Origin of the sequence: Plantibacter sp. Mn2098 (assembly GCF_049319745.1) — a bacterium.
GTDB lineage: Bacteria > Actinomycetota > Actinomycetes > Actinomycetales > Microbacteriaceae > Plantibacter.
Genome location: NZ_JBMOUH010000014.1, coordinates 1 through 24,561 on the forward strand (window position 1 = coordinate 1; position 24,561 = coordinate 24,561).

Sequence of the window (24,561 nt, forward strand, 5' to 3'; positions counted from 1 at the left end):
ATCGCCCATGTCGGTCTCGACACCTGGTCGGACATCGAAGTCCACCACGCGGAGCTGCTGCCCGCTCACCCCATGCCTGCTGAGCGCCGCGAGCACTTCACCCGCCAGGAGTTCAGAACTCGACCGCGCGGGAGACAGCTTGAGCGTGCAGTTGAGCACGAGCGCAGAGGGCATGACGTGTCCTTTCGATGTCCACGCAGCCTATGTCGATGAGCGCCCCATCCGAACGGGTTGACAGGGCTCAGCTCAAGCCCCGAACGACGAGAGCAACGCGCGCACCCTGCTGCGGTGTAGCCGGTTGCCTCGCGCGTGTCACCCCGAACCGTGACGGTCAACCCCTCGCGTTCCTGCAGACCGGAGCGTTGCATGAGGGCACGAGCAGACCACTGCTCATCCATCCCCATCCCACCGAGCAAAGGAACCCGTTATGCCCAGCGCCATCGAAACCATCGACGTCGATGTTCCTGTCTCCGTCGCCTACGACCAGTGGACCCAGTTCGAGGAGTTCCCTGAATTCCTCGATGAGGTCGAGGCCATTACGCAGGTGACCGACACCCTCACCGAATGGACCGTCGCTGTCGCGGGCGTGCGACGCACCTTTGAGGCAGACATCACCGAGCAGCACCCTGATGAGCGCATCGCGTGGAACAGCACGGGCGGCGAGGTCGACCATGCCGGCGTCGTCACGTTCCACAAGCTCGCCGAGCAGCAGACGCGGGTTACCGTGCAGCTCGACTGGGAGCCCAAGGGTGTGCTCGAGCACCTCGGTGCCGCGCTCGGCGCGGACAATCGCGCCATCCGTAAAGACCTGCAGAACTTCAAGGAGTACATCGAAGCCAGCGACAGCGCTGACGGCGCATGGCGCGGTGACGTCACCGCCTGAGCGATCTGCCCGCCGGCCACCGAACCGTGACCGGCCCATCCGACGAAAGGATCATCGTGCGCGCACTCACCTGGCAGGGAAAACGATCGGTATCGGTCGAGACTGTCCCGGACCCGACGATTCTTCCCCCCCACGGACGTGATCATCCGTGTCACGTCCGCGGCGATCTGCGGTTCGGATCTGCACCTGTACGAACTCTTCGGACCCTTCATCGACCGAGGCGACATCCTCGGGCACGAAACGATGGGCATCGTCGAGGAAGTGGGCGCAGGTGTCACCCGCGTGCAGTTGGGTGATCGTGTCGTCGTCCCGTTCACGATCGCGTGCGGGGAGTGCTTCATGTGCACCCGCGGGCTGCAATCGCAATGCGAAACGACCCAGGTCACCGAATACGGCAGTGGTGCCGCCCTCTACGGGTACACGAAGCTGTACGGGCAGATCCCTGGCGGTCAAGCCGAGTATCTGCGGGTGCAACGTGCTGACGCGAATTGCATCGTGGTCCCGCCCGACGGCCCGGACGACCAGTTCCTGTTCCTCAGCGACATCCTGCCGACCGCCTGGCAGGGAGTCCACCTCGCCGACGTGCCGGACGGCGGCAGCGTCACCGTGCTCGGGCTCGGCCCGGTCGGTCAATTCGCTGCCCGGATCGCCCGCTTCCGCGGCTATGACGTCGTCGGCGTCGACCCCGTGACCGAACGCCGTGCGCTCGCGAGCCGGCACGGCATCGAGACCGCCGATTTCGATGACGATCTCGTCTCGCGTTTGACAGACCGGTTCGACGGCCGCGGCCCCAACGCCGTCGTCGACGCGGTCGGGATGGAGGCACACGGTTCCCCGGTGGCGAAGTTCGCCCAGTCCGCCGTCGGCGTCCTGCCCGATCCGCTCGCCCGCACAGCGATGGAGCACGTCGGCATCGACCGGCTCGCGGCAGTCCACACCGCGATCGCGCTCGTTCGCCGCGGAGGTGTCGTCTCACTCAGCGGCGTGTATGCGGGAGAGGCAGACACCATGCCGATGCTGACACTGCTTCGACAAGCAGATCACCATGCGCATGGGCCAATGCAATGTGGCGTCGTGGATCCCGACACTGACGCCGCTCGTGCAAGACGACGCGGACCCGCTCGGCGTCCTCGACCTGGTGACCCACCCGGCGTCACTCAATGACGCACCGCACATGTACGAGATCTTCCAGAAGAAAGAAGACGGCTGCATCAAGGCGGTCCTGCACCCCTGAGAAATTCTCAGGTCGTCAGAGGATCGGTTTCCCACCGGTGACGGCGATCACTGCGCCGGACATGTACGAGGCGTCGTCCGATGCGAGGAGCACGTAGGCCGGCGCGACCTCGGCGGGTTGCCCCGGACGCCCCAGCGGCGTGTCCGTCCCGAACGCTTCCACCTTTTCCGGCGGCATGGTCGACGGGATGAGCGGCGTCCAGATGGGTCCCGGGGCGACGGCGTTCACCCGGATGCCCGATTCGCCGAGCATTTGCGCAAGCGAAGCCGTCATGCTCGCGAGCCCTGCCTTCGTCATCGCGTAGGGCATGAGCTTCGGCGACGGGGCATCGCCTTGTATGGAACTCGTCGTGATGATGGAACCGCCAGCCGGAATGTGCGGGACGGCCGCTTTGCTCAGGTGGAAGAACGCACTGAGGTTGGTCGCGAGCGTGTGGTCCCACTCCTCGTCCGGGATCTCATCGAGGCTGTCCCGCGTCATCTGATACGCGGCGTTGCTGACAAGGATGTCCACGCGACCGAATCGTGCGACCGTCTGCCGGACGATGTCGCGACAGTGCTCTGGAACGGTCAGATCGCCGGAGATGCTGAGCGCTAGCTGTCCGGCCTGTTCGATCCACGACACCGTGTCAGCGGCGTCCTCGTCCTCGCTCAGATAGCTGACGACGATGTCGGCGCCTCCCTCGCATAGGCGATCGCGACGGCTTTGCCGATACCGCTGTCGGCACCGGTGATGATCGCGACCTTCCCCGCGAGCTTCCCGGACCCTCGATAGCTGGTCTCGCCATGGTCCGCGTGCGGGGTGAGTTCAGCTTCTGTGCCGGGTGGTCGCTGCTGTTGCGCTGGCATGTTCATCGGGATCCTCCATGTGGTGTCGGGTACCCAGGTAAACTGAGAAGCACACGAGATGCGAGGGGTTGACGCGTTCGACGGCAGAGCCGGCGCAGCGTGCCTGTCTTCACTGGTGGACTTCCTCAGTCTCACGAATCGGGCCGAACGGCTCGTGAGCCCAGCTCTCAGCGCTCCGGTTCCAACAGCGTCGGTGAGAAGCGCTGGTAGCCCGGGCGCAGCGTGATCCGTCTGTCATCGATGCGTCCGATGTCCCCCAATACATGAGGAAGCTGCCGCGATGCCGCCAGCGGAGGAGCCGGACAATGAGGGCGGGGCGTTCGTCGTCGTGACGTTCATCACCGAGGAAGGAGCCCGCGGCGTGGGGGCTCACCACGAAGCCGACGAGCCTGGCATTGGTGAGCGGTCCGCGTGCTCGGCCGTCGAGGACGAACCGCGCATCGATTACGAGACCGGCGGCGCGGCTGGCATCATCAAGCACCTCGGCATGGAGGAGATCACTCAGGATCATGGCGTCCTCCAGGAATGCGGGAGATGATGCGATCGCGAATCTGCCGCTCCACCCAGGTGGCCTCGAGGGAGTCCCCGGAGACGCAGAGCCGGACGGCGATCCCAATATTGGTGATCCGATCCCAGCCCACGCGGTGGAAACGACGGGGCCGCTCAAGAGCGAATTGATGACAGGAGCAGGCGTGCCGACGGGGATCGCGTCGTTAAGACGGCCGAGCACCATGCACAATGGGATTGCCTCAGCGACGTTTGACGCCGCATCGTCAACCTGGTGGCGCGACCGGCTGCCAGGTTAACGGTGCGGAGTTCACCGCGCTCCGTCGGGCAAGAGTCACTACGCCTCTCCCGATATCGTTTGTTATAGAGTTGCTCCAAGATAACGATCGATAAGGAATTCCTGATGCAACCGAGTCCATATACGCCGGGAGAAATCGCGAGTTCCGTACCTGGGCGCGACCTGCAGCTCGGAGAGTTCGAAGAGCGACTGTCGTATCTCGTCGATCTGCAGCGATTGATCGGTCGAATCCGGATTGACTACGCGCCTCGCGGTCTCGGGAAGACTTCGCTGCTTCGTCAGTACCAGCGTCGAGCTCAGGAGCGAGGCGTCCTCACAATCTGGGTGACTGCGGGGGAGGAGGTTGGTCTCGTCGCGCAGATCGGGTCCGCTATTCGCTCGGCCGCGCAGTCCTGGCAGGCTGAAGCTCGGTCCGCGCTGACCGGGCTGCTGGACGGTTTGACCATCAGCGTGGGTGTGCCAGGAATTCTCAAAGTCGATGCAAGCGCTCGTCGACAACCTTTGGGGGACACTCCTGTCGGTGTCCGCGAATTCGAGGACGTTATCAGAGCCACAGCCACGTCCGATGAGCACCGAGGCCTGATCATATTCATCGACGAGATCCAAGCAGCTGACCCGGCTGGACTTCGCACGCTCGCATATGCCTGGCAGCACCTGCAGAGTGAAGGGGCAGATGTTCCGGCAGCGGTGTTCGCAGCAGGGCTACCGGATGCTGCAGACAAAATATCGTCCGTTGTCACGTTCACCGAGCGGCTCGCGTTCAGGCCACTTGGGCTCCTAACCGCGGACGCCGAAGCGATCGCGATCAGCGCGCCCTCGCGCGCACTGGGTGTGCGATGGAATGACGACGCGCTTGACGATGCCGTCGAAGTGGCCCGCGGGTACCCGTACTCAGTGCAATTGATCGCAGACGCTTCCTGGTCAGCCGCCGGCCGACCTGACCCGGGAGGTGTGGTCAATCGTGAACACGTGCAGCATGGCCGCGTAGCGATGCAGGCTGACCTCCACGCGCTCTTCCGTGCGCGTTGGGCCAACGCGACACCGCAAGAACGCCAGCTCATGACAGCGATGGCGCAACTGGGCGAGGGGAAGATCAAGCGCTCTGCTGTCGCAGAACAGATGGGGGTCACCGCTGTGAGCCTGTCGGTTCCTCGGGGGCGCCTGATCGACAAGGGGTTTATTCAGTCGCCCGAGCGAGGATACCTCGCGTTCACGGTGCCTGGATTCTCCGCATTCATCCGCGAAATCGAAGAGTAGATGCTCTTCGGTGTCACTCGATTCGGGCAGGCCGGCCGAATGCTCCGATCTAGCTGCATCCGCGTTCCCGGGGGAGTCAGATGTCTATCGACCACCTAATCACTTGACATAATCATGGTTATCCGCGCTTTTCCAGGGCGAGTTATCCACAGGCGGGGCGGCTTCCGAGCCGCCCCGTTTGCGTGACTGAGTCTTGCCCCGAAGCGTCACGGGGCATGCCAGCGACGACTATCGGGATCACGTGTTGTCAGAAGGCGCCCGACGAGCATCAAACAGGGCAGCAGCCAGGAAAGCTGGCGGCCAGGCAGCGAATGTGATTAACGCGCGCCAGGCTGCAGCGATGAGCACCGGGATCGGACCACTCAGTGCCAGTACGTCGACAAGCCGAGGTGCCCCAAACGCACTCACCTGTGAACGTGCTCGTGCGCGTTTTTAGTGTACTGGCGTATGAGACTCTGGCGGGGCTGACGCCCTTGATGATCCTGATCCGAACGGCGTGGGGGTCGAACTGACCTCGACCCCCTCGTGCCGCGAATCAGCGAGGTGCGTTCCGCCGCATAAGATCAACGATCTGCGGCCCTCGACCTGTGGGTAACTTCACCGCGATACCCCGACCTACACGTTGCGTAGCGCTTTCATTTGCACTTTTCGCGGCGGCCCTTCTCAGCTCCGAACGGCTTGCTTGCTCCAAGCGATTGCGGCCTTGTATTGCTCGACGGTCTCCATCCGCGGGACGAAGATCAGAGCGATCAGGTACGCGATGCCCAGTAGGCCGCCGGTGAGGAACAGGAAGAGGATCGCAATGGTACGCACCCAGTCGGTGCGGAGGCTGGAGCGGGTGGCGAGCCCGAGACACAGCCCGCCGAACCACTTGCCCTGCTCAACGCGGCACAGCCAGGGCACGCGACCGCTGTCGGGAGAGCTTTCCCCCTGCACCGGGCCAGCGTCCGCGATGATGCGGGTGATGACGGTCTCGTCGATGATCGAGGCGTCGCCGTCGAGAATGTCGCGAAGCCGGTCACCGATGCTCGTTTCGATGTCCCGTACGGTCTCATCACCGTCGGGACTCTGCTCAACAGCCGAGCGCGCGTCACTCAGGTATGCGACGAGGAGGAGTTTCGCTTCGGCCGTCATGCGAAATGCACCGGAGTGGCCGCTGAGGGTGATGTGTTCCATAGTCAGAGTCCGTTCGATTCGATCAAGGTGGAGAGGTGGCGGAAGTAGTCACGAAACTGGGAGAGCTGTGTCCGGCCTTGCTCGGAGAGGGCGAGGTACTTCCGTGGCGGCCCACTCGGTGACTCTCGCCATTCATATGTGAGGAGCCCCTCCCGTCGGAGCCGGTTGAGCAGCGGATGCAGGGTGCCGTCCTGCACCGGGAACTCGGCCTCGCGAAGAATCTGCGCGATCTCTCCCGCGTAGCGGCTCTCGCCATCCAGCGCAGCCAGCACCACGGGCTCCAGCATCCCTCGACGCAGTGCGGCAAACTTTGACTCCATGCCACTACCGTAACAGAACACGGTACCTACTGGGCAAACTTTACAAAAGGCGCCCTCGCTCTACTCCCTAGTTCTTCGGAATGGACGCAAGCTACGAGGGCGTAGATGGGCGTGTCACGGGCTGCGTGCTGGCCCGTCGCGGCCCAGATCATGGCGGCGCGGACCGCGGTCGAGCGGATCGAACTGCGGTGCCCGCTGTCGTGTCTGTTCCTGCTCGGCGTGCTTGGCCTCGATGCGCCGTGTGGCGTCGTTGACAACGAGGCCGCGGAGTTCGTCGGCCTCAGCACGAGCCAGAGCTGCTCTCGCGGGCGTCGTGGGCGTTGCGGTGCGGGTTGACGGTGCGCATCCCGAACTGGTCGCGACGGGCTTCATCGGCTCCAAGCTCGCTGACAAGCAATGCCAGGCGTTCCTGCTTGTGCCGCCGCTGCGTCGCCTTGTGTCGAGCGTGCACGGTTTCGACGGCGTGGTGGGCCTCGGCCACGCGAGGGTCGTTCTCGGCTCGTCGTGCCGCGGCCTGCCCCGCCCATGCGTATAGCGATTCAGGGGTGCGGGGCGGTTCATCCCATGTTGCGCGCACGCTCGCCCGAGCCGCGCCAGCCTGTTCGGTCGCGGCGTGGTGTTCAGCGCGGGCTTTGCGCCTGCCGAACCGTCCGGTGGTAGCGAGCCGAGCACTTGCCGCCACCTCGGTCTGCATGGTCGCGAGGTAGGCCGCTCCGTCGCTCTCGGCCTCGACGGCGAGCGGCCCCGCGACCTCGGCGCGCACCCGGCCTGCTTCATCCTTCGCCCTGCGGAGCACGCTCGCGGTCTCATCGTCCTCGGCCCGGTGCTCGGCACGCTGCGCATCGAGACGTACGGCGATCTGCTCCCACCGTTCGGCCTGCCGCTAGGCGCGGTCGGCTTCGTGGTCGAGGCGGGCGAGTTCGTCGTTGACAAGCTTTACCGGGCCGTCGCTGACGAGGTCGCGCACGGCTTCGACGGCCTGGACGGTGGCGTGGTCGAGGCCCCGATCAGCGGGGTCACGTTCCATCGCGTCGATGAACTGTGCTCGCGCATCCGCCACGCTCCCTGCGACGACATGCAGCCGGTTGGCCTCCCGGCCCCGAGTCATCCCGACATAGACCCCCGCCGCGGTCGTCGCTTCCGACACGATCGTGTGGGAGGCGGTGACCGTTGCGCCCGGGTCGCCGTACGCGGTCGCCGCGTACGACAGGTGCGCATGCTCTGCCACGTACTCGGCGGGCAGGGCGACGGTACGGGAGTTCTTGCGGCCGCTACCGACCTTACTGGCGTAGACGGTGCCCGCGTCGGCGATGTGCTGGACGACCCACTGCTGCCGGTTCGCGACCCCGAGCGTGGTGTCGTTCCTGCGGGTCTGGATCAAGTCACCGGCCCCGATGGGCAGGCCGTCGCTGCCGGTCGCCGTCACCGTGTCATCGACCTCACCGCGCTGGACGCGCCCGGTGCGGATGCGCTCGTTCAATGCCGCCACCTCGTCATTGGTCGCCACCGTGATCGCCTCACCATTGCGCCGATGTGCAGCGACGTAGTCGTGAACCTGCTCATCGTCGGCGTGCAAGGTGACGAGCTCCAGCGCGCCGAGCCGGTCAAAGACCTCCCCGGTGCCCTCCCGGTCGCGCATCCGCAGCGTAAGAGCCGCGTACTCAGCATCGCTGAAGCGGTGCAGTTCGGTCATGTCATAGGTGCGGCCCCTGATCTGCGCGGCCATGTCGAGCACCCCGCCACGACCAAGGGCGGGGAGCTGTGCGCGGTCACCGACGAACGCGATTGTCGCCCCCGCCTCGGCGGTCACGGTGAGGAGTGCGTGGGCGGTGTACTGGTCAACCATCCCGGCCTCGTCCACGATCACGCGCATGCCCCGGGTGAGACGCGCGTCTTCGGGCGGGCCAGTGTAGGTGTTCCCGCTCTCGGGGTCGGTATCGCCAGGGCTCAGGCGCGTCCATAGGCCATCGCGACTCCACCGCCACCCGTGCGCGTGCACGAGCGCCGCAACACTGGTTGCGGGCACGCCGAATTCTTCGTGTGCGACCTGAGCGGCCCGCAATGTCGGCGCGACGACCGGCGCCGCTGTGCCATGCTCGGCCGCGACCTCGATGGCAGTGCGGAGCATCGTGGTCTTCCCGCTCCCCGCTACGCCCTCCACGATCACCATCGGATCGGCCGACGCGACCGCAGCGGCCGCGAAGGTCTGGCCTTCATCGAGTCCAGCGGTGCGCGCGGCTTCGGTCACGTCGGGGTGCTCTGGCTCTCGCTGCGGTGTCGCGGCGGCGAGCTGGTCACGCAGCGCGGCCTCGGCGGCAACCACGCTCAGGCTGGTCAGGTGCGCGACTTGCTCCGGCGTCGCAGCGCCCGGCGGCAGCACGGAGAAGCAATCCGAGACGGCAAGCCCGGTCGCCACCGCGACGAACTCACGCAGCTCGTCGGGCGTCGCTCGTACGCCTGCCTCGGTCGTGATGCGGGTGACATGCTCCTGGACAGTGTGCCGCGTCCACGCCGACGCACTCGCCGCGCTCCGATCCAACGCACGCGATGCAACCTCCTGCACGGACAAGTCATCCACCGACAGCACCGATTGCACCGCCCGGCGTTCGAGGCGTGCGGGATCGTATCCGGCGTGCCGCGCCGGGCGGAGCTCGTCGATCAGTTCGCCTACTGAGAAGGCGTCCGCGCCGAGCAGATCGCTAACGGTCAGGACGTTTCCTGATCAATCTCTCGCGAGCGAGGCCACCGACCAAATCAGTCATCGACGGACTCGACCGAGCTGCGATTCCAACGGAGGGTGACCTCCGCACGTCGGACCCGGTTGAGTACTCTTTGCTTTCTGATGAGCGGAAGGCGCTCGAAGAACAACATGTCCACCGGGTGCCACAGCGCGATCCACCCGACGATGACCAGACCCTCCACGATGACATCACGGAACCACCCCGGGCCAATTTCGAAGGCGGCGAGCGTGCTGGCACTCGCCAGACACAGCGCCAGGAAACACAGCCCGAACGTCAGCTCTTTGAGTCCGAGGCGCCGGATTCGCGCCTTCTCGGTCTCCACGCGCGCGATCCGCTCTGCGGCATATCCGCTCAAGGCGCGCGAGACCTGGGCATCGGTGCACCCGGCATCGGTCGCTTCTGTGATGGTGATGTCGATGATTAGGGGCAACGGCGCCGGGTCCACCTTGTCGAGGAGCACCTCGACCCCGGACCGCCCGTCGAAGCGGCCACGAAGGGGGTCGGGCGTCCGGGAGGTGAAGAGCTCCTCCACGGCTTCCAATACGAGCGAAACGGCATGGTCGGTGTTCGGCATCGGGTCCTCGGCGGTTCGGGGTCAGGTGGGAGCAGACGGTGAACGGCGTCAGCGGGCGCTTGGGCGTCGGAACGTGAGGGCGAGCTGAATGAGCAGCCGAACACCGAATCCAGTCGGACCGCGGTTGATCCAGCGACTGGCCGTGGAGGACTGCGCCGTGCCCGCGATGCCGATGTGGGCCCAGGGGTGCCTGCGACGAATTCCTCAAGGAAGAGGCCTGCGGTGATCGAGCCCGCATTTGGGCCGCCGAGATTCTTGATGTCTGCGATGTCTGAATCGAGTTCAGTCCGGTAGCTGCGCACGAGCGGCAGCCGCCACACGGGCTCGTCCACGTGTTCGGCCGCTGCGGACACCTGCGCGGCCAAGTCGTCAGAGTTCGCCATCAGCGCCGCGACGTCTTCGCCGAGGGTTCGGAGCGCCTGACCGGTCAGCGTCGCGATCTCGACGATGGCGTCGACGCCCTCTTCAACGGCGAGGACGAGCGCGTCGGACATGACGAGCCGGCCTTCGGCATCGGTGTTCAGCACTCCAACGGTCTTGCCGCCGCGTGTGACCAGGCCGTCACCGAGCTGCAGCGCTGAGCCGGAGGGCACGTCGTCGGTACACATGAGGTACCCGGTGACGGCGGTGGTCATCCCGAGCTCTGCGAGCACCGACATCGCCGCAAGGACGTCGCCCGCGCCGGTCATGTCGTTCTTCATCTCCGAATGCGCCAGGTCACCCGGTTTCATGCTGATACCGCCGGAGTCGTACATGATGCCCCTGCCGACAAGGGCGAGATGACCGGTCGGAGTGCCGGCCGGAACATCCCTCAGCACGATCATCCGCGGCTCTTCGGTGGAGCCTCTGTTGACCCCGAGGAGTCCACCGAGTCCCAACTCGGTGACCGCAGCTTTCTCGAAGACATCGACCTCAAGGCCCGTCTCTGCGCCGATCTCGAGCGCCAGCTCGCCCAGACGCGTCGCTGTGAGGAGCCCGGCCGGACTCGCTGCGAGGTCGCGTCCGAACGCTGCGGCCCGCGCCGTCGCGAGTCCTGTTGCCGCCCCAGAGGCGACCGCGTCTTCCTGGCTCTCCGGTGAGATGAGGACGATTGATGCGATGGCGACGGGGCCCCTCAGCTCGCTCCGCAGCGAGTATGCGTAGCGGGCGAGGAGAATCCCCTCCACGATGGCGGCTGCCGCGGCTTCCGCGCTCACCTCTGCAGTGGCTGGGACGTGCGAAGCGAGCCGAGCGTCGTTCGGGACGGCTCGCGCGAATGCTGCCGCGGCGTCCCGAATCGATGCCGTGCTGAGCGCACCCACCGCGCCGATACCGACAGCGACGCGTACCGGCGGCTTCGACGAGGGGAATGCGATCGCCCGCCCCACCACGGATGTGAATCCGGCTTTCTCGAGAGAGTCGAGATCGATGTCGAGGCCTCGGGTGCCTTCGCCGTCGACCGAGACGTGGACGGCGATGTAGTCGGCATCGACGGTGGTGCCGTGCGGCACGACGCTGAGGTCGATCCGTCCATACAGCAACGGGGCGATCGCCGCGGTGCTCACCGCCCCGTTCCGTCCATCAGCCGGCGTTCGCGGAGTTGTGTCACCTGTGGGAGACATGTCAGCTCATTCCGTTCTGGACGACCAGAACTCTCATGTTCGGTGCCGTGGCGCCATCGGGCGTGGCCGACAGCATATCGGTGCGCGTCGGAAACCTTTATCCCCATATATGGGGATTCTGGCTGGATGTGGCTTGGGTCGTCACATCCTCATCTCAGATGAGCGAGCGGGCCGACCGGGCCCCGCCTGTGAGAGCAGAGCCGGACAGCACTCCCAGCGCTATCGCGACCATCGTCGCCACTGTCGTGACCACGGTCGGCGCCCCGCTGCTGCCGCCATCGAGGAGCGTCGTCACGCCGACCAATCCGAGCGATCCAGGGACGAGCATCCAGAACCCCGGAAGGAAGGTGACGGGAGCGGCCGGACCCGAGGGCAGGCTCGAGACGAATCGAGCGACCGGGGTCATCGCGAACGCGCCAATGAACGCCGACAGCACCCCGCCGAAGAAGACGTTTCCGAGAACCTGGGCCGCGTACGCGATGTACAACACCAGGATGATCCAGCCGATCGAGCGCACACGGCCGCCACGGTTGATCACCACGGCCGCCCCGAACACGGCGACCGCGATCCAGGGTGCGATCGGTCCGAGCGGCTGGTAGGCCTCGATGAGGTCGATGCGTGGGACACCGACGAGCGCAGCCCCTGCGACGATGCCGACGGCGAGCAGGACGAGCTGCATAAATCCGGCAGCGATACGACCAGTGCCCGACATCATGTGCCCCGTCGCCAGCTCGATCACCCCTGTGGTGAGCAGCCCACCCGGCAGCAGCACCACGATCGGGGCGACGAGCGACGGCAGCACCCCTGGGTCTAGCCCGGAGCGGGTCAGGAGGAACACGACGACGGCGCAGAGGAACGAGAGCGCGACGGTGAGGATCGGTTCATAAATGTGCGGAAGACTGTGCATCACGAGCAGAGCGGCCCCGACCACTACTCCGAGGGCCGACGCGACCGCAAGGCCGGCCCACGAGCTGCCCAGCAGGACGGCGAGGGCAGCACACAGGAGCACGTACGCGACGCCCTGCACCCACGCCGGGTACGGCGGTGGCGATGTGCGCATCAGGCGGATGAGCACATGCGCACGCGCAGCGTCGAGTTCCCCCGTCCTCGCCTGGACGACCACGCGATCGAGGTCGTCAAGCTGATGGAACAGTAACGGTGTGTGGCCGCTGGAGACGACTCCCGTGCGCACCTCGCCCATCGATCGGGCCGAGACGAACAGTGCGGTGGGCATGACGACGATCTCGCTCCGCGGATAGCCGTTGACCCTAGCGATGTCCTCGAGCGCCGAGTGCACCGTCATCACGGTGTACCCGGCGTCGATCATCGACTCGCCGACGGTCTCGAGGGCGGCGAAGTTCACCGCGGCCGGTGAGGACGGTGCCGCGGCGGCGCGGGGGAGCTGGGCGAGTTGAGTTCGCTCACTGCGGCGAACCTTCAGGACGATCAAGATCCCGACGAGGAGCACCACTGCGGCGATGACCCACGATGTGAGTGGTACGGGAGTCACGGTGACCGCGGGGGGCACCTCGTCGAGTGCGATCACTGCAGGCCGATTCTGGCTAGACGGCGTACCGCAGGATGCCGGCTGCCTGGACGCCCTCTGGGAGGTCGGCGGTGCGGACGGCGAGGACTCGTGCTCCGGTTGCGAGCGCGCGACGCGCGATCTCCTCGATGGCGTCGTGCCCCGCGACGGTCTCGGCGTCAGCTTTCTCGAGGATCAGGGCTCCGTCATCGTCCACGAATCCGCCGACGATGGCGTCCATGTCGACCGCGAGCGTGGCGATCGCCCCGAACGTGGCCGCACGGGCGAGGTCGCTCAGGTCCGTTGCAGCACGCCCGTCCCCCCGACGCTCGGCGAACACTTCGGCGAGCTCCTGCAGCTCGGTCTGATAAATCGTGTCCAGGATCGGTCGTGAGGCTTCGGCGAGTTGGGTATCGCTCGCCTCGTCGGGGTTCCCGGCGATGCCCTCGGCCACGAGTCCGGTATATCCGGAGAGTCCGCGGAAGATTGATGACAGGGGTTCGGTGGCCGCGAGGATGAGCGGGAGAGGCCGTCCGTTCAGTAGCGGGCGCAGCGCGTGGTCCACAGCGCGTGCGTACTGCGTCAGCCTGACCTTGCGCCCCTCATCGCCCTGGAAGCGACCGTACGCGGAGCGTCCGCCGATCGACCGGACCCCCACCGCGCTCTCTGCGTTCTGCGGCAGGGCTGACACATCTACGTGCTGCGGGGCGGAGTCGCCGCTCACTTTCACGAGGCGTGCGCCGTTCTGCGAGAGAGCGAGGACGAATGCGGCGTGGGGAAAGGTGACTGCGCGAAGCAGTGGGGTGATCGCGAACCGGTCCGAGACCGAGACATACTCGGTGAGCTCGTTCGCGAGTCGGTATTCGGTGATGCCCGCCGGGGTGATGAAGACGGCGAGGCTCCGGCCGAGGTCCGTCCAGTATGCCGAGTCGTCGAGCAGTGCGTAGAGCTCGTCTTCGATCGCGAATGCGACCCGTTTATCGGCCAGGTCACGCACCCTGGCGATCGCCTGGTCGAACAGGGCCCTGGCACGCAACCGGTTCTCCTCGTCGTGCGCGGGAACTGGGCTCGTCGGGAGGTACACGGTGATGCTCAATGGGTCGCGGCCGGCGGCCAAGCGTTCGACGTCGCTGCGTGTGGGCATGTCGATGTGCATGGGTCTCCTTGATCTCGGTATACCCGACCGACGTTAGAGAGACGGCGCTGCGACGGATGCCCCAACAAACGGGGGTTTCGCAGCCGTCCGCTCGCAGCTGCCGCTGCTGTTGTCGCGCTCATGTTCTGGAGAGCACGCGTCCGTCCGAGGTCATCAGAACCTGCTCCGTCCGCTCCGCCCTTTGGACGACGATGCTCACCGCCGCTGCTCGACCGGGCGGCAGGCTGCGCACGGTGACACGCCCATCGACGACGGACGAGACCTGGTCGGCGATGCGCTCCGCGAGCGAGGTATCGATGAGCACGCCGTGGATCGGCTCGCCCAGAACGACGACGGCAACCCCGCGGCTGCGCAGCCGTGACAGTTCTGCGACCAGCAACGGGTGTTGCAGGTGCGGTGCGCGGATGCGGTCCCGGATAGATGCTTCGGCCAGGGTGAGACGCGTGCGCATCTCATGGTCGATCGACTCGCCGCGAGCGATGCCCGTGAGCAAGTCTGCGACCGTGTTGCGGATGTCCGCGAGTTCTCGTTGCAACAGCGCGACGGCTTCGTCGGACGCCGCTGCGCGCTCCGTGGCTTGTGCTGCGGCGGAGCGGTGGGCGCGCTCCTTGTTGACGATCCACCGAAGGACGACCCGCCACACGATCCCCGCGACCATGCATCCGATCGGGATGCCGATCAAGAATACGAGCCCGGCGCCGGACGGATCCTGATCGAGCCCCCAGACGAGCGCGTATCCGATGACGAGCCCACCGCCGATGCTGCCGGCCACCGGATTGCCGCGCGGGATGAGGAAGGCGACGAGGTAGGCGGCGAAGTCCAACGTCCAGACATTCATGACCGCTGACGCCCGGTACAGGCTGATGACCGTGAGATAGGTCGCAAGGACCGGCAGCCAGAACACGACACGTCGAGGGAGCCGATGGGAGCCGGGGGTCGTCAGGAGCACCGCCCCGATGAGACCGGCCAGATATGCCGACGCGTTGAGGGGGTCGAGCGGAGACAAATATCCCTCGAGCGCACCGACCCAAACACCGGTCGCCCACACGAGCACGAACACCCAGCGCGCCTGTTTCGCGCCGAGACCGCCTGCGCGGGTCGCTTCGGAGACTACATCGGCCATACGAGCGTCACCGCCGTTCCCTGACCGGGACGGGACCGGATCGAGGCGGATCCGCCGCAATCCGCCATCCTGCGTTCGATGCTCTCGGGGATGCCCATGCCGGAACGGGCCTCATCCGGCACGAAACCCACACCGTCATCTATGATTAGGACCTGCAGACGTTCTGGAGATGCGCTGACCTCTATCAACCTGGACGCCAGATCACCGGCGTGCCGCACACTGTTGCGCATCGCTTCTGCTGCCGCAAGCGATATCGCATCGGCGACCTGACGACGAATAACGCCATCGGTGACCCGGGTCTCCACCGCGCATCCGTCGCCGAGCATCTCCAGATTCCCCACCATCAGTGCGACCGCGTCGCTTACGGGGATCAGATCGCCACCGACCGCGTGCTCCCCGGCGGACTCGTCAAGCACGGTCATCGCCCGAGCCGCTGCCGCCCTGAGCACCGTGGAAGGAGTACCGTCCGACTGCATCGCGGTCGACAGCACCGACAGTACCTCGTCGTGGACGATTCGAGACACCCGTGTCTGCTGTTCGGCGAGCACCGCAGCTTTCACCTGTCTGCGCGCCTGACGATGGGCTTCCGATTCGAGGGTGTGCAGCCGCTGGAGCTGGAGGCGGACGCCGATGAAGATCACGAGGTAGACGACGTTGCCGAGCTGGTCCGGCGTATCGCGCGCGATTCCGGGCGGGACCATGTCGATGGCGAGCAGGCTCGACACGGCGGGGGTGAACGAGATCGCCATCGAGGTAACCACGGCGACTGCCGGCCGCAGCATGAGCAGGAGCATGGTGACGATGGCCGGTTCGACCGTCCACAGCCAGGGGGTAGCGGTGTCCGGATGGGCCCCGCGGTAACCGAACAACCAGGTCGCCTGCAGCGCCATGTAGGCGATCGGGAGTGCCCACCACATCGTCGTGAGCACCCGCTGCGGGAGTACCTGTCCGCCCACCGCGAGCACGATGATGGCGAGGACGACGGCTAACGATCCACCGTTCCACCAGGTCGACCACTCATCGAGGCTCGACAGCGTGAAGATGGTCTGATCGAGGATGACGATGCAGCCGCCGAGGGCGATCAGCCACCCCAGCCGACGGTCGATCGTCGATCGGCTCTGTCTTTCAGACGTCGGAGTCATCGTCTGCTGAGATAAGCCCGTCCTCGACCGCGCGTCGGTGGAGGTCGATCTTCGTCGGCGCGGAGCGGTTGACGCTTGCGTACTTGGCGCGGATGCGACGAATGTGGTCGAGCACGGTTTCCCTAGAGATGAACAGCAGGGTCGCGACACGTTCGGCCGTCTCGCCTGACGCGTAGTGCCCCAACACCTCAGCCTCCCGCGGCGAGAGGTACGCATCGACGAATTCCGGATCGAAGTCGATGGCCGCAGCCCAGTCGGCCGAAGCCGGCACTTCGCCACTCACCATCGCACGAACGGCCTCGACGATCGCGCTCGGCACTTCGGACTTGCGAACCATCCCAGCAGCGCCGGCGCGAGCGGCTTCGCGAATGAGCGCAGGCCGATCGCCAGAGGTGTAGACGAGTACGGGGACGTCCTGCAGGGCGAGGGCTGCGAGGTTCGCCGACGGGCTCGAACCGTCAGCCAACGTCAGATCGAGTAAGACGCCGTCAAATCGCTGCCCGAGTCCGAGCAATTCGGCCGGGGTACTCGCGGTCGCCGTGACCATGAGATCTGCCTGGGCGTTCAGTATCGAGGCGACGCCGAGCATCACCGCAGGGTGGTCATCGATAATCCCGATCAGCGCTTTCACTGCCCTCCTTCGTCCTTCCCGTTCGCATGAACGATACTGGACGAGCGACGCTCCGCGACGACGATTGAGGTCCATCAGCGTCGGACTAATGAGATGCGGCGTTCGGCCCCGACGACCGGATCGGTCAGCTCACGATGCGGAACCTCGACATCGCGGATTCGCGTTCGCGTCTGGAGCAGTACGCTGCGGCCGGGCTCGTGGGCGGCCCGACGGCCGAGCTCGTCGGCGAGTTGCAGGTCGGTGAGGCGGAGGAGATCCTCGGTGGTGAGGCGATCGATGCTTCCACCGACGCTCTCGACCGCGCGACGGACCTGGCTTCCGAGGGCGCCGCGTTCGACTCCGGCACCGACTGACGTCCCCTTCGGGCAGCGCGATGCGCTCGCGCACGCGCTACCCGGTGCGGTGAGCGCGGGTCCGACCGGACCCGCGCTCACCGCGGAGACCCGCGCTCGCGCGAGCGCATCGCGCTGACGCCAACACAGGCGCGCCTACTTCGTGAAGTGCTCCGCGAGGTCGACGAGCAGGCGCGTGCCGAAGCCCGTCGCACCCTTGGGGCGCCAGGACTCGTCGGCTTCGACCTGCATGGTGCCGGCGATGTCGAGGTGCGCCCAGGGGATGTCGCCCACGAAGTCGGCGAGGAACAGGGCCGCGATCGTCGCGCCCGCGTACTTGCCGCCCATGTTCGAGATGTCGGCGACGTCGGAGTCGAGCTGCTTGCGGTAGCTGCGTTCGAGCGGCAACTGCCAGATGGACTCGTCGGTGGCCTTCGATGACGCGACGGCCCGATCGATGACGCCCTGGTCGTTGCCGATGACGGCCGCGGTCTTCGTGCCGAGCGCCATGAGCGCCGCACCGGTGAGCGTCGCGATGTCGACGATCGCGTCCGGGTGCTCCTCGCTCGCCAGGACGAGCGCGTCGGACAGGACGAGCCGGCCCTCCGCGTCGGTGTTCTTGACCTCGACGGTCGTCCCGCCGCGCAGGGTGAGGACGTCGCCGAGGACCGTCGCCGAGCCGGATGGCATGTTGTCCGTGCACATGAGGAACGCCGTGACCGCGGTGGGGCAGGAGAGGTCCGCGAGTGCCGTCATCGCTCCGAGCACGGCTGCGGCGCCGGCCATGTCCATCTTCATGGCGAGGTGCATGGGGTCGGACGGCTTGAGGGAGATGCCGCCCGAGTCGTACATGATGCCCTTGCCGACGAGTGCGAGGTGACCCGTCGGCTCGATCGCGGCGCCGTTGTCCGCTTTCGGTGTGTAGCGCAGCTGGATCATCCGCGGTTCCTCGACGCTGCCGGCGTTGACTCCGAGCAGACCGCCGCAGCCGAGTTCGATGAGTTGCTGCTTGTCGAACACCTCGACGTCGAGACCGTGCGCCGCACCGACCTCGAGGGCCACGTCACCCATGTCGGTCGCGGTCAGGTGGCCGGGAGGCGTGTTCGCGAGGTCGCGAGCCAGGTTGGTGGCACGGGCGAGGATCTCACCGCGACGGGTGCCTGCGGTCACGTCCTGGGCGTCGCCGGCGGCCGCGAGGATGTCGAGGGAGACGAGCGGAACGTGCTTGGGGTCCGCTTTGAGCGGCGTGTACCGGTACCGGGAGAGGAGCGCGCCCTCCGCGATCATCTGGCCGATGACGGCCTGTTCGAGGGAGAACGTCTCGCGGAGGTCGACGCCGATGCGCGCGTATGCGCCTGCTGCTCTGGCGAACGACGCGATGACGTCGCGCAGAGCGGCAGCCGTCCTGGCCTCGGCTGCGCCGACACCGAAGACGAGGGTGGCCGGACCGTTCTGCTGCGGCAGCAGGATGGTCTGGCCGACTTCGCCGCGGAACCCTGCGTTCGCGAGGGTGGCGAAGTCGACACCGACCGCTGCGGGGACGGAGCCGTCCGGTTCGACCGCTACGCCGACGAGGTCGAGACCGGTCGAGAGGTCGTTCACCACGAGGATGCCGACGGCGTTCTCGGGTGCGCGGGAAGGGGTCGGGCTGAAGCTCGGTGGGATCAGCTTGTGTGGCCGAGGACTCATCGTCTGCCTGCTTTCGTGTCGATGTCGGTTTCGGAAGGGATGTCTGGGGCGCTCAGAACGGCCAGAAGACCGGGACGAGCAGGGTCGCGACCGCGACGAACAGGACGAGCAGCGGGAGGCCGAGCTTCCAGTAGTCGCCGAAGCGGTACCCGCCCGGTCCCATGACCATCGTATTCGCGGGGGTCGCGACCGGGGTGAGGAACGAGGCGGCGGCCGCCACGGCGACGCCCATGAGGAGGGGCAGCGGCGAGATCCCGGTCTCCGCGGCGATCGCGATGGCGATGGGCGCGACGATCAACGCGGTCGCCATGTTGCTGATGAGCTGGCCGAGCACCGCCGTCACGAGCGCGACCCCGAGGAGCAGGAGGTACGGGCTCGAATCGCCGACGAGTGCGACGAGGCCGTTCGCGAGGAGTTCCGCGGCGCCGCTCGTCGTGATCGCGGTGGAGAGCGGGATCATGCCGCCGACGAGGATGAGCGTGGTCCAGGAGATGGATCGCTGGGCTTGCCCGACGGACAGGACGCGCAGGAGCACCATCGCCGCCGCAGCACTGAGCGCGGCGATGGCGGGCGGCACGATCCCGGTGGCGAGCAGGATCACCATGGCCACGAGGATCGCGATGGCGGAGCCGGCGCGCGGGCCGAGCGGCACGGCTTGACTGCGGATCGTCTGTGGTGCGTCGACGACCACGACGTTGGGGTCGGTCGTGTTCGCGTCGAGGGCGTCCCAGGTGCCGCGGAGCAGCATGACGTCGCCCGCCGCGAGCTCCGTGCGCCCGACGTCCTCTCCGGAGCGTTGGATGGCGACCACGACGAGCTCGCCGCTGTCGGTCACCATGCCGGGGAAGACGGTTTCGCCCACGAACGATGAGCGAGGCGGGACGACGACCTCGGTGAGCCCGGTCTCGCGGTTGAGGAGGCCGTCGACGTCCGAGAGGGAGTACTGCTCGGCGATGGTCTCCGCGTGGTCGCTCAGGTCGCGCGGCACGTGCGCGGCTTCTCGGCGGGGGAGGAGCTTCGGACCGAGGAAGACCGTGATGAGGATCGTCCCGACGACGAGGGGGACCCCGACGAGGCCGAAGGCGAAGAAGCCGATCGGTCGCCCGGTGGCGTCGTTCGCGAGCTCGCTGATGAGGACGTTGACAGGGGTGCCCGTGAGCACGAGGAGCGACCCGGCGTGAGCACCGAACGCGAGTGGCATGAGCATCTGCGACGGCACCTGTTTCACGCGGATGCAGAGGACCACGACCATCGGGACGAGCGCCGCGACGGCGCCGTTGACGCTGATGAGCGCGGTCACGACAGCGACGAGGAGCATCACGAGGGTCACGAGCCGCTTGCGGTCGGTGCCCGCTTTCGCGACGAGTTGGGCGCCGGCCCACGTGGTGACGCCGGTCGCGTCGAGCCCTTCGCTCACCACGAACAGTGCCGCGATGAACACGATGACGGGATCGCCGAAGCCCGCGAGCGTCTGCTCCGCGGTGAGCACCCCGGTGAGGTAGAGCGCGAGCGCGACCCCGATCGCGACGATGCCGACCGGCACGCGGTTCCACACGAAGGCGGCGACCGCGAGCAGGAGGATCGCGAACGTGATCCAGACGGGGTCCACGACCGCTCCGGTCAGTCGTCTGTGGCGGTCGAGCCCGCGGATCCGCCGGACCCGACCGGCCCGCCGGACCCGGACCCGACCGGCTCGGAAGCGACGGGTGCGTCGATGTCCTCCGGCAGCTCACCGGACATCCGCCCGGGCATGCGTCCGGCCGGGATGATCGCGAGGAGTGCGAGCGCGGCGAGTGCCAGCAGCGAGAGGTTGAGCGACCGGAGACGAGACTCCTCGTTGAGGGCGACCGCCGCGTCGACCTGTGCTTGCGTCGCATCCGTTCCGGCGAGCACCTCGTCGAGGTGATCGTTCGAGACGAAGTTGATGTCGTAGAGGTTCACCTGCGAGGTGAGCTCCTCGGTGAGTTCCGGGTTGGTGGAGACGCCCGTGAGCACCATCGAGCTGAGGAGGCCGACCGCGAAGACGGTCGCGACCGCGATGCCGACGCTGCCGGAGAGGTTGTGGACGAGGCCGCGCCAGGCCCCGACGTCGCCCGCGAGGCGTTTGGGAGCGGAGGACAGGAGGGTGTTGAAGACGAGGGCGACGATCGAGCCCTGTCCGAGGCCGAGCGTGATGAGACCGATGACGACGAACGCCTGCTCCCACTCGTTGCGGATCGTGAGCGCGAGGATGATGAGGCCGAGCGCCACGACGACGAAGCCGAAGCGTGCGAGCTGCCGCGGGGTGAACCGCTTGTAGAGGTTGGCGACGACCGTGCTCGCGATGAAGATCGACAGCGTGTAGGGGATGATCGCGATCGACGTCTCGAAGCTGGACCGGCCCTGCACCACCTGGATGTAGAGCGGGATGAGGAAGTTGGCCGCCGTGCCGACGAACAGCATGATGGCCATGCAGAGCGTCACGGCGCGTTCCGCACCCGTCTTCAGCACGTCGAGGTCGAAGATGCGCGGCGCGCCCTCTGCTTTGCCCTTGCGCAGCCAGGAGAAGAACAGCTGTCCGCCGATGATGCCCAGGATGATGAGGATCGGTGCTGGGGAGACGCCGAGGATGCTGAACGGGGCGCTCGCCGTTGCGACCCAGATGCCCCACGAGCCGAGCCCGCTGAACCCGAAGCTCAGGAGGATGATCGTGACGGCGGCGATCATGGCGCCGACCCAGTCGATCTTGAGGTCCGGGTGCGCCGGGACGGACTTGAGCTTGAAGCTCAGCAGGAGGTTCACGACGGCCAGGGCTGCGACGAGGGCGAACGAGTAGCGCCAGCCGATCGTCGATGCGAAGGTTCCGGCGATGAGCAGCGCGAGCACTCCGGCTGCGGGGATGGCTGCAGCGAGGAACCCGATGGCCTGACCCTGCTGGGCGCCGCGGAAGTTCGAGGCGATGAACACGGTCAGTGCCGGGGCGATGAGCGCGATGACGGCGCCGGAGGCGGCCTGCGCGATGAAGAGCATGGCCGGGCTGACGCTCAGCGCCACGAGCGCCATGGCGACACCGTGGATGACGACCGCGATCTGGAACACCCGCCGTGTGCCGAACTTGGCGCCGATCTTGGCCCCCAGCAGGATGAATGCGGCCATCGCGAACGTTCCGGCGGTGATCGCCGTGCCGATCGTGGTGGCCGGCGTGTCGAGGTCGGCGGTGATGCCGCCCATCGAGACGGTGAGCGCGTTGACCGCGAACGACGCCTGGATCTGGGTGAGCACCACGACGATGAGCGGCAGCCAGGAGGCTTTCGCCTCGGTCTGGATGCCGGCTGGGACCGTGCTCGCGCTCATGGACCGCTCCTTGTGCTCTGTGTGCTCAGAGCCCTGTGTGCTCAGGGTCCTGTGGTGCGGGTCCCGTGTGCTCGGAACCCGGTGGTCGTCCTGCGATGACCGGGTGTCAGCCGATCGCCTTGAGCTTCAGCTGCGTGAATTCCTCGTCCGTGAGGACGCCTGCCGTGTGGAGTTCGCCGAGCTTCGCGAGGTGGTCGAGCAGTTCTGCGTTCACGGTACCGGAGCCGAGTCCCTGGTGGGAGGGCGATTCCGGGGCTGTGGACAGTCCAGCCGCTTGAGCGGCCTGTGGAGGAGCCTCGGCTGCGGCTGCCGCTGCGGGTGCCGCTGCAGCCTGTCCGCGTGCCGCCCGATTGTGAACCGCGTTGCTCGTCGCTGCCGCCGTGCCCGTGATGACCGCGGTGCGTGCGGCGGTCTGGAGCAGGCCGCCGCGCTTGCGTCGTCCGAATGCCATGGTGTCTCCTCGTGCGATGTGCGATGGATGGTGCCGGCTGGTGCTGCGGGACCTGGTGCTGCGGGCGGTCTGCTGCGGGACCTGGTGCTGCGGGCGGTCGTGCTGCGGGCGGTCGACCCGGCGCCGGGTGGCTGCCGGACCGACCGCTTCTTCGGCTGACTACGCCGCGATGGCCTTCGCCTTGAGCGCCTGGAACTCCGCCTCGGTGATCGTTCCGGCCTGCAGGAGCGCTGCGGCATCGGCGATCTCGGTCGCGGCGCTGCGGCCGACGACGTCCTTGAGGTAGGTCTCCGCTTCGGCGCGGTGGTGCTGCACGGAGGCTGCCTCGCGCTCGGCCATCCCGCGAGAGTTCACGATGAGGTACACGAGCGAGGTGAGGAGCGGCACGAAGATGAGGAAGACGACCCAGATCGCCTTCCACCAGCCGTTGTGGCTGCCGTCGCGGAAGATGTCTCGGATGATCGCGAAGAGGATGCCGATGTAGGAGATGAAGAAGAAGGCCACGATGATGAGCCAGAGGGCGTCGAGGAAGTTCACGAGCGATGTCGCCTTTCGAGTGGTGCAGAACCGTACGGGATGCCGGCGTCGGAGGGAGGCGGCGCATCAGCCCGGGTCGCCCGTGCGTGACGGCAGGACTCGAGCAGTCCGCGTCGTCTGTTGGTTGACTGTAGGACCGTGGTTGTTACTTACCATACGAGTAGAACTGCCAAGAACTCTGCAGTGCTCAGCATCTCGCCAAATCGTCAGTGGATAGCTCCCGCGTTGGATTGTAAGGCGAAAGACGCAGTTGTCACCCCAGTCCGTCATGGCCAGACTATCGATGACGAGCTGCGATTTTGACCCCCAGATGTAGGGGAATTGACACAACGTCACCGTGATCCTTGCCGCTTCAGCGTGAGTGTTCGACCCGATAGCACTCGTTGAGTGCGCCACTGTGCGGGCGGAAGTCAATTCTCATCGAGCTACATGGCGACGGGCAGATGCCGAAGCGATTCAAAAGGTACGCTACCGTCCAAGCTGCAAAGCGAACTCGCTCATAGCGCTCATTTGCATTGTTGGACTTGTTCGCCTCATCGAAGAAAAGGTGACCGAGTCAGCTTTTCGAAATGGTGTAGTAGAGTGCTCAAGTTTCGCGATCACGAGATTTGACCGAGATTCGAGGTACGGTGCCGGCACGCGATCCTGGAAACCGAAGAGTCCGGCATGATCTCCGTACCCGAGACGCGCCTTACCCACCCCGAAGCTGACGCACAAGTTGCGCGCCGCCTCGCGGTCCGTAGGTCTGCTGTCGGTTTGGTTGACGTCCATGACGTGCCCCATGGCCTGGTTACCCGCTTCGTTGTGTGGTTCAGGCGGGGATAGTGTTTTGTCGAAGTGACGTGCCCTACAGGTCAGTTACCCGCTCCGGTCTGAAGACCAGGCGGGGATGGGGTCTTGTCGAAGCGCAACTTGTGCTCGATCGGAGTGATGTGTCCGAGTTTCGAGTGGCGCCTCTGACGGTTGTAGATGATCTCGAAGTAGTCGAACATGGCGTTCGCAAGGTCGAGCCGGGTGCGCCACTTCTTCCGGTTCAAAAGCTCGATCTGCATGCTCGACCAGAGGGGGCTCCATCATCGAGTTAGGTGTAGGCTCCGAGCTCGTCGCTGATGTCGATCGTTCTGCTATGTTTTGATGACCTGTTCACTATCGAATCTCACGGCCCGGTTGGTAGTCCGGGCGGCCGTCTCTGATCGGCTCGTT

22 protein-coding genes and 3 pseudogenes are annotated in these 24,561 nt (G+C 66.3%); 6 read left to right on the forward strand and 19 right to left on the reverse strand.

Features of this window, described 5'->3' with window-relative positions:
- Positions 1-427: 427 nt before the first annotated feature.
- On the forward strand, positions 428-883 hold the full coding sequence (locus ACL9RL_RS18700; RefSeq protein WP_422781803.1) for an SRPBCC family protein: 456 nt from the start codon (positions 428-430) through the stop codon (positions 881-883).
- Positions 884-939: 56 nt separating this feature from the next.
- A pseudogene (locus tag ACL9RL_RS18705) lies at positions 940-2,117 on the forward strand (alcohol dehydrogenase catalytic domain-containing protein).
- A gap of 15 nt (positions 2,118-2,132) precedes the next feature.
- On the opposite strand, the gene ACL9RL_RS18710 reads toward ACL9RL_RS18705, so the two are convergent.
- Positions 2,133-2,786, reverse strand: coding sequence for an SDR family oxidoreductase (locus tag ACL9RL_RS18710; protein WP_422781864.1), 654 nt, complete (start codon positions 2,784-2,786; stop codon positions 2,133-2,135).
- Positions 2,768-2,971: a hypothetical protein gene (locus ACL9RL_RS18715; protein ID WP_422781804.1), complete on the reverse strand. Its 204-nt coding sequence runs from the start codon at positions 2,969-2,971 to the stop codon at positions 2,768-2,770. Before ACL9RL_RS18715 ends, ACL9RL_RS18710 begins: the two co-directional genes overlap by 19 nt.
- Before the next feature lie 274 nt (positions 2,972-3,245).
- Here ACL9RL_RS18715 and ACL9RL_RS18720 point away from each other — a divergent pair, with 274 nt between their 5' ends.
- Both ACL9RL_RS18720 and ACL9RL_RS18725 read left to right on the forward strand, forming a co-directional pair.
- On the forward strand, positions 3,246-3,503 hold the full coding sequence (locus ACL9RL_RS18720; RefSeq protein ID WP_422781805.1) for a hypothetical protein: 258 nt from the start codon (positions 3,246-3,248) through the stop codon (positions 3,501-3,503).
- A 372-nt stretch (positions 3,504-3,875) separates the two neighbouring features.
- A complete protein-coding gene (locus ACL9RL_RS18725) occupies positions 3,876-5,027 on the forward strand; it encodes an AAA family ATPase (protein WP_422781806.1) in 1,152 nt (383 codons plus the stop codon).
- 663 nt (positions 5,028-5,690) lie between these two features.
- On the opposite strand, the gene ACL9RL_RS18730 is transcribed toward ACL9RL_RS18725, so the two are convergent.
- The 11 genes from ACL9RL_RS18730 to ACL9RL_RS18780 all read right to left on the reverse strand — a co-directional run bounded on the left by ACL9RL_RS18730 (position 5,691) and on the right by ACL9RL_RS18780 (position 17,016).
- A complete protein-coding gene (locus ACL9RL_RS18730) occupies positions 5,691-6,203 on the reverse strand; it encodes a PspC domain-containing protein (protein ID WP_422781807.1) in 513 nt (170 codons plus the stop codon).
- Positions 6,204-6,205: 2 nt separating this feature from the next.
- Positions 6,206-6,523: a PadR family transcriptional regulator gene (locus ACL9RL_RS18735; protein WP_422781808.1), complete on the reverse strand. Its 318-nt coding sequence runs from the start codon at positions 6,521-6,523 to the stop codon at positions 6,206-6,208.
- A 280-nt stretch (positions 6,524-6,803) separates the two neighbouring features.
- Positions 6,804-7,286 carry a hypothetical protein gene (locus tag ACL9RL_RS18740; protein ID WP_422781809.1) on the reverse strand — a complete coding sequence of 161 codons (483 nt, stop codon included), beginning with the start codon at positions 7,284-7,286 and terminating at the stop codon, positions 6,804-6,806.
- 120 nt (positions 7,287-7,406) lie between these two features.
- Complete coding sequence (locus ACL9RL_RS18745) at positions 7,407-9,119, reverse strand: ATP-dependent DNA helicase (RefSeq protein WP_422781810.1); 1,713 nt, start codon at positions 9,117-9,119, stop codon at positions 7,407-7,409.
- Positions 9,120-9,277: 158 nt separating this feature from the next.
- Complete coding sequence (locus ACL9RL_RS18750) at positions 9,278-9,724, reverse strand: hypothetical protein (protein ID WP_422781811.1); 447 nt, start codon at positions 9,722-9,724, stop codon at positions 9,278-9,280.
- Positions 9,685-11,382 (reverse strand): leucyl aminopeptidase family protein, encoded by a 1,698-nt coding sequence (locus ACL9RL_RS18755; RefSeq protein WP_422781812.1) that lies wholly within the window; start codon positions 11,380-11,382, stop codon positions 9,685-9,687. The genes ACL9RL_RS18750 and ACL9RL_RS18755 overlap by 40 nt, the downstream gene beginning before the upstream one ends.
- 211 nt (positions 11,383-11,593) lie before the next feature.
- Positions 11,594-12,985 (reverse strand): threonine/serine ThrE exporter family protein, encoded by a 1,392-nt coding sequence (locus ACL9RL_RS18760; RefSeq protein ID WP_422781813.1) that lies wholly within the window; start codon positions 12,983-12,985, stop codon positions 11,594-11,596.
- A gap of 16 nt (positions 12,986-13,001) precedes the next feature.
- Positions 13,002-14,120 (reverse strand): hypothetical protein, encoded by a 1,119-nt coding sequence (locus tag ACL9RL_RS18765; RefSeq protein WP_422781814.1) that lies wholly within the window; start codon positions 14,118-14,120, stop codon positions 13,002-13,004.
- 118 nt (positions 14,121-14,238) lie between these two features.
- Positions 14,239-15,243: a hypothetical protein gene (locus ACL9RL_RS18770; RefSeq protein ID WP_422781815.1), complete on the reverse strand. Its 1,005-nt coding sequence runs from the start codon at positions 15,241-15,243 to the stop codon at positions 14,239-14,241.
- Positions 15,231-16,385, reverse strand: a complete 1,155-nt coding sequence (locus ACL9RL_RS18775) for a sensor histidine kinase (protein WP_422781816.1) — start codon at positions 16,383-16,385, stop codon at positions 15,231-15,233. The genes ACL9RL_RS18770 and ACL9RL_RS18775 overlap by 13 nt, the downstream gene beginning before the upstream one ends.
- The gene (locus ACL9RL_RS18780; RefSeq protein WP_422781817.1) at positions 16,369-17,016 is read right to left on the reverse strand and encodes a response regulator transcription factor; all 648 of its coding nucleotides are present in this window, start codon (positions 17,014-17,016) and stop codon (positions 16,369-16,371) included. The genes ACL9RL_RS18775 and ACL9RL_RS18780 overlap by 17 nt, the downstream gene beginning before the upstream one ends.
- 92 nt (positions 17,017-17,108) lie before the next feature.
- On the opposite strand from ACL9RL_RS18780, the pseudogene ACL9RL_RS18785 reads away from it, so the two are divergent.
- Positions 17,109-17,369, forward strand: a pseudogene (locus tag ACL9RL_RS18785) (argininosuccinate synthase); the annotation flags it as partial.
- 135 nt (positions 17,370-17,504) lie between these two features.
- Here ACL9RL_RS18785 and ACL9RL_RS18790 read toward each other — a convergent pair.
- The 4 genes from ACL9RL_RS18790 to ACL9RL_RS18805 all read right to left on the reverse strand — a co-directional run bounded on the left by ACL9RL_RS18790 (position 17,505) and on the right by ACL9RL_RS18805 (position 22,821).
- On the reverse strand, positions 17,505-19,037 hold the full coding sequence (locus ACL9RL_RS18790; protein WP_422781818.1) for a leucyl aminopeptidase: 1,533 nt from the start codon (positions 19,035-19,037) through the stop codon (positions 17,505-17,507).
- Positions 19,038-19,089: 52 nt separating this feature from the next.
- Positions 19,090-20,646, reverse strand: a complete 1,557-nt coding sequence (locus ACL9RL_RS18795) for an SLC13 family permease (RefSeq protein ID WP_422781819.1) — start codon at positions 20,644-20,646, stop codon at positions 19,090-19,092.
- Positions 20,647-20,657: 11 nt separating this feature from the next.
- Positions 20,658-22,370, reverse strand: a complete 1,713-nt coding sequence (locus ACL9RL_RS18800; RefSeq protein ID WP_422781820.1) for an MFS transporter — start codon at positions 22,368-22,370, stop codon at positions 20,658-20,660.
- A gap of 106 nt (positions 22,371-22,476) precedes the next feature.
- The gene (locus ACL9RL_RS18805; RefSeq protein ID WP_422781821.1) at positions 22,477-22,821 is read right to left on the reverse strand and encodes an SHOCT domain-containing protein; all 345 of its coding nucleotides are present in this window, start codon (positions 22,819-22,821) and stop codon (positions 22,477-22,479) included.
- Between the two features lie 27 nt (positions 22,822-22,848).
- Between ACL9RL_RS18805 and ACL9RL_RS18810 the strand changes: the two genes are divergently transcribed.
- The gene (locus ACL9RL_RS18810; protein ID WP_422781822.1) at positions 22,849-22,980 is read left to right on the forward strand and encodes a hypothetical protein; all 132 of its coding nucleotides are present in this window, start codon (positions 22,849-22,851) and stop codon (positions 22,978-22,980) included.
- On the opposite strand, the gene ACL9RL_RS18815 is transcribed toward ACL9RL_RS18810, so the two are convergent.
- The gene (locus tag ACL9RL_RS18815; protein ID WP_422781823.1) at positions 22,981-23,358 is read right to left on the reverse strand and encodes a hypothetical protein; all 378 of its coding nucleotides are present in this window, start codon (positions 23,356-23,358) and stop codon (positions 22,981-22,983) included. It abuts the gene before it with no gap.
- 854 nt (positions 23,359-24,212) lie between these two features.
- Positions 24,213-24,419, reverse strand: a pseudogene (locus ACL9RL_RS18820) (IS3 family transposase); the annotation flags it as partial.
- Positions 24,420-24,561 lie beyond the last annotated feature (142 nt).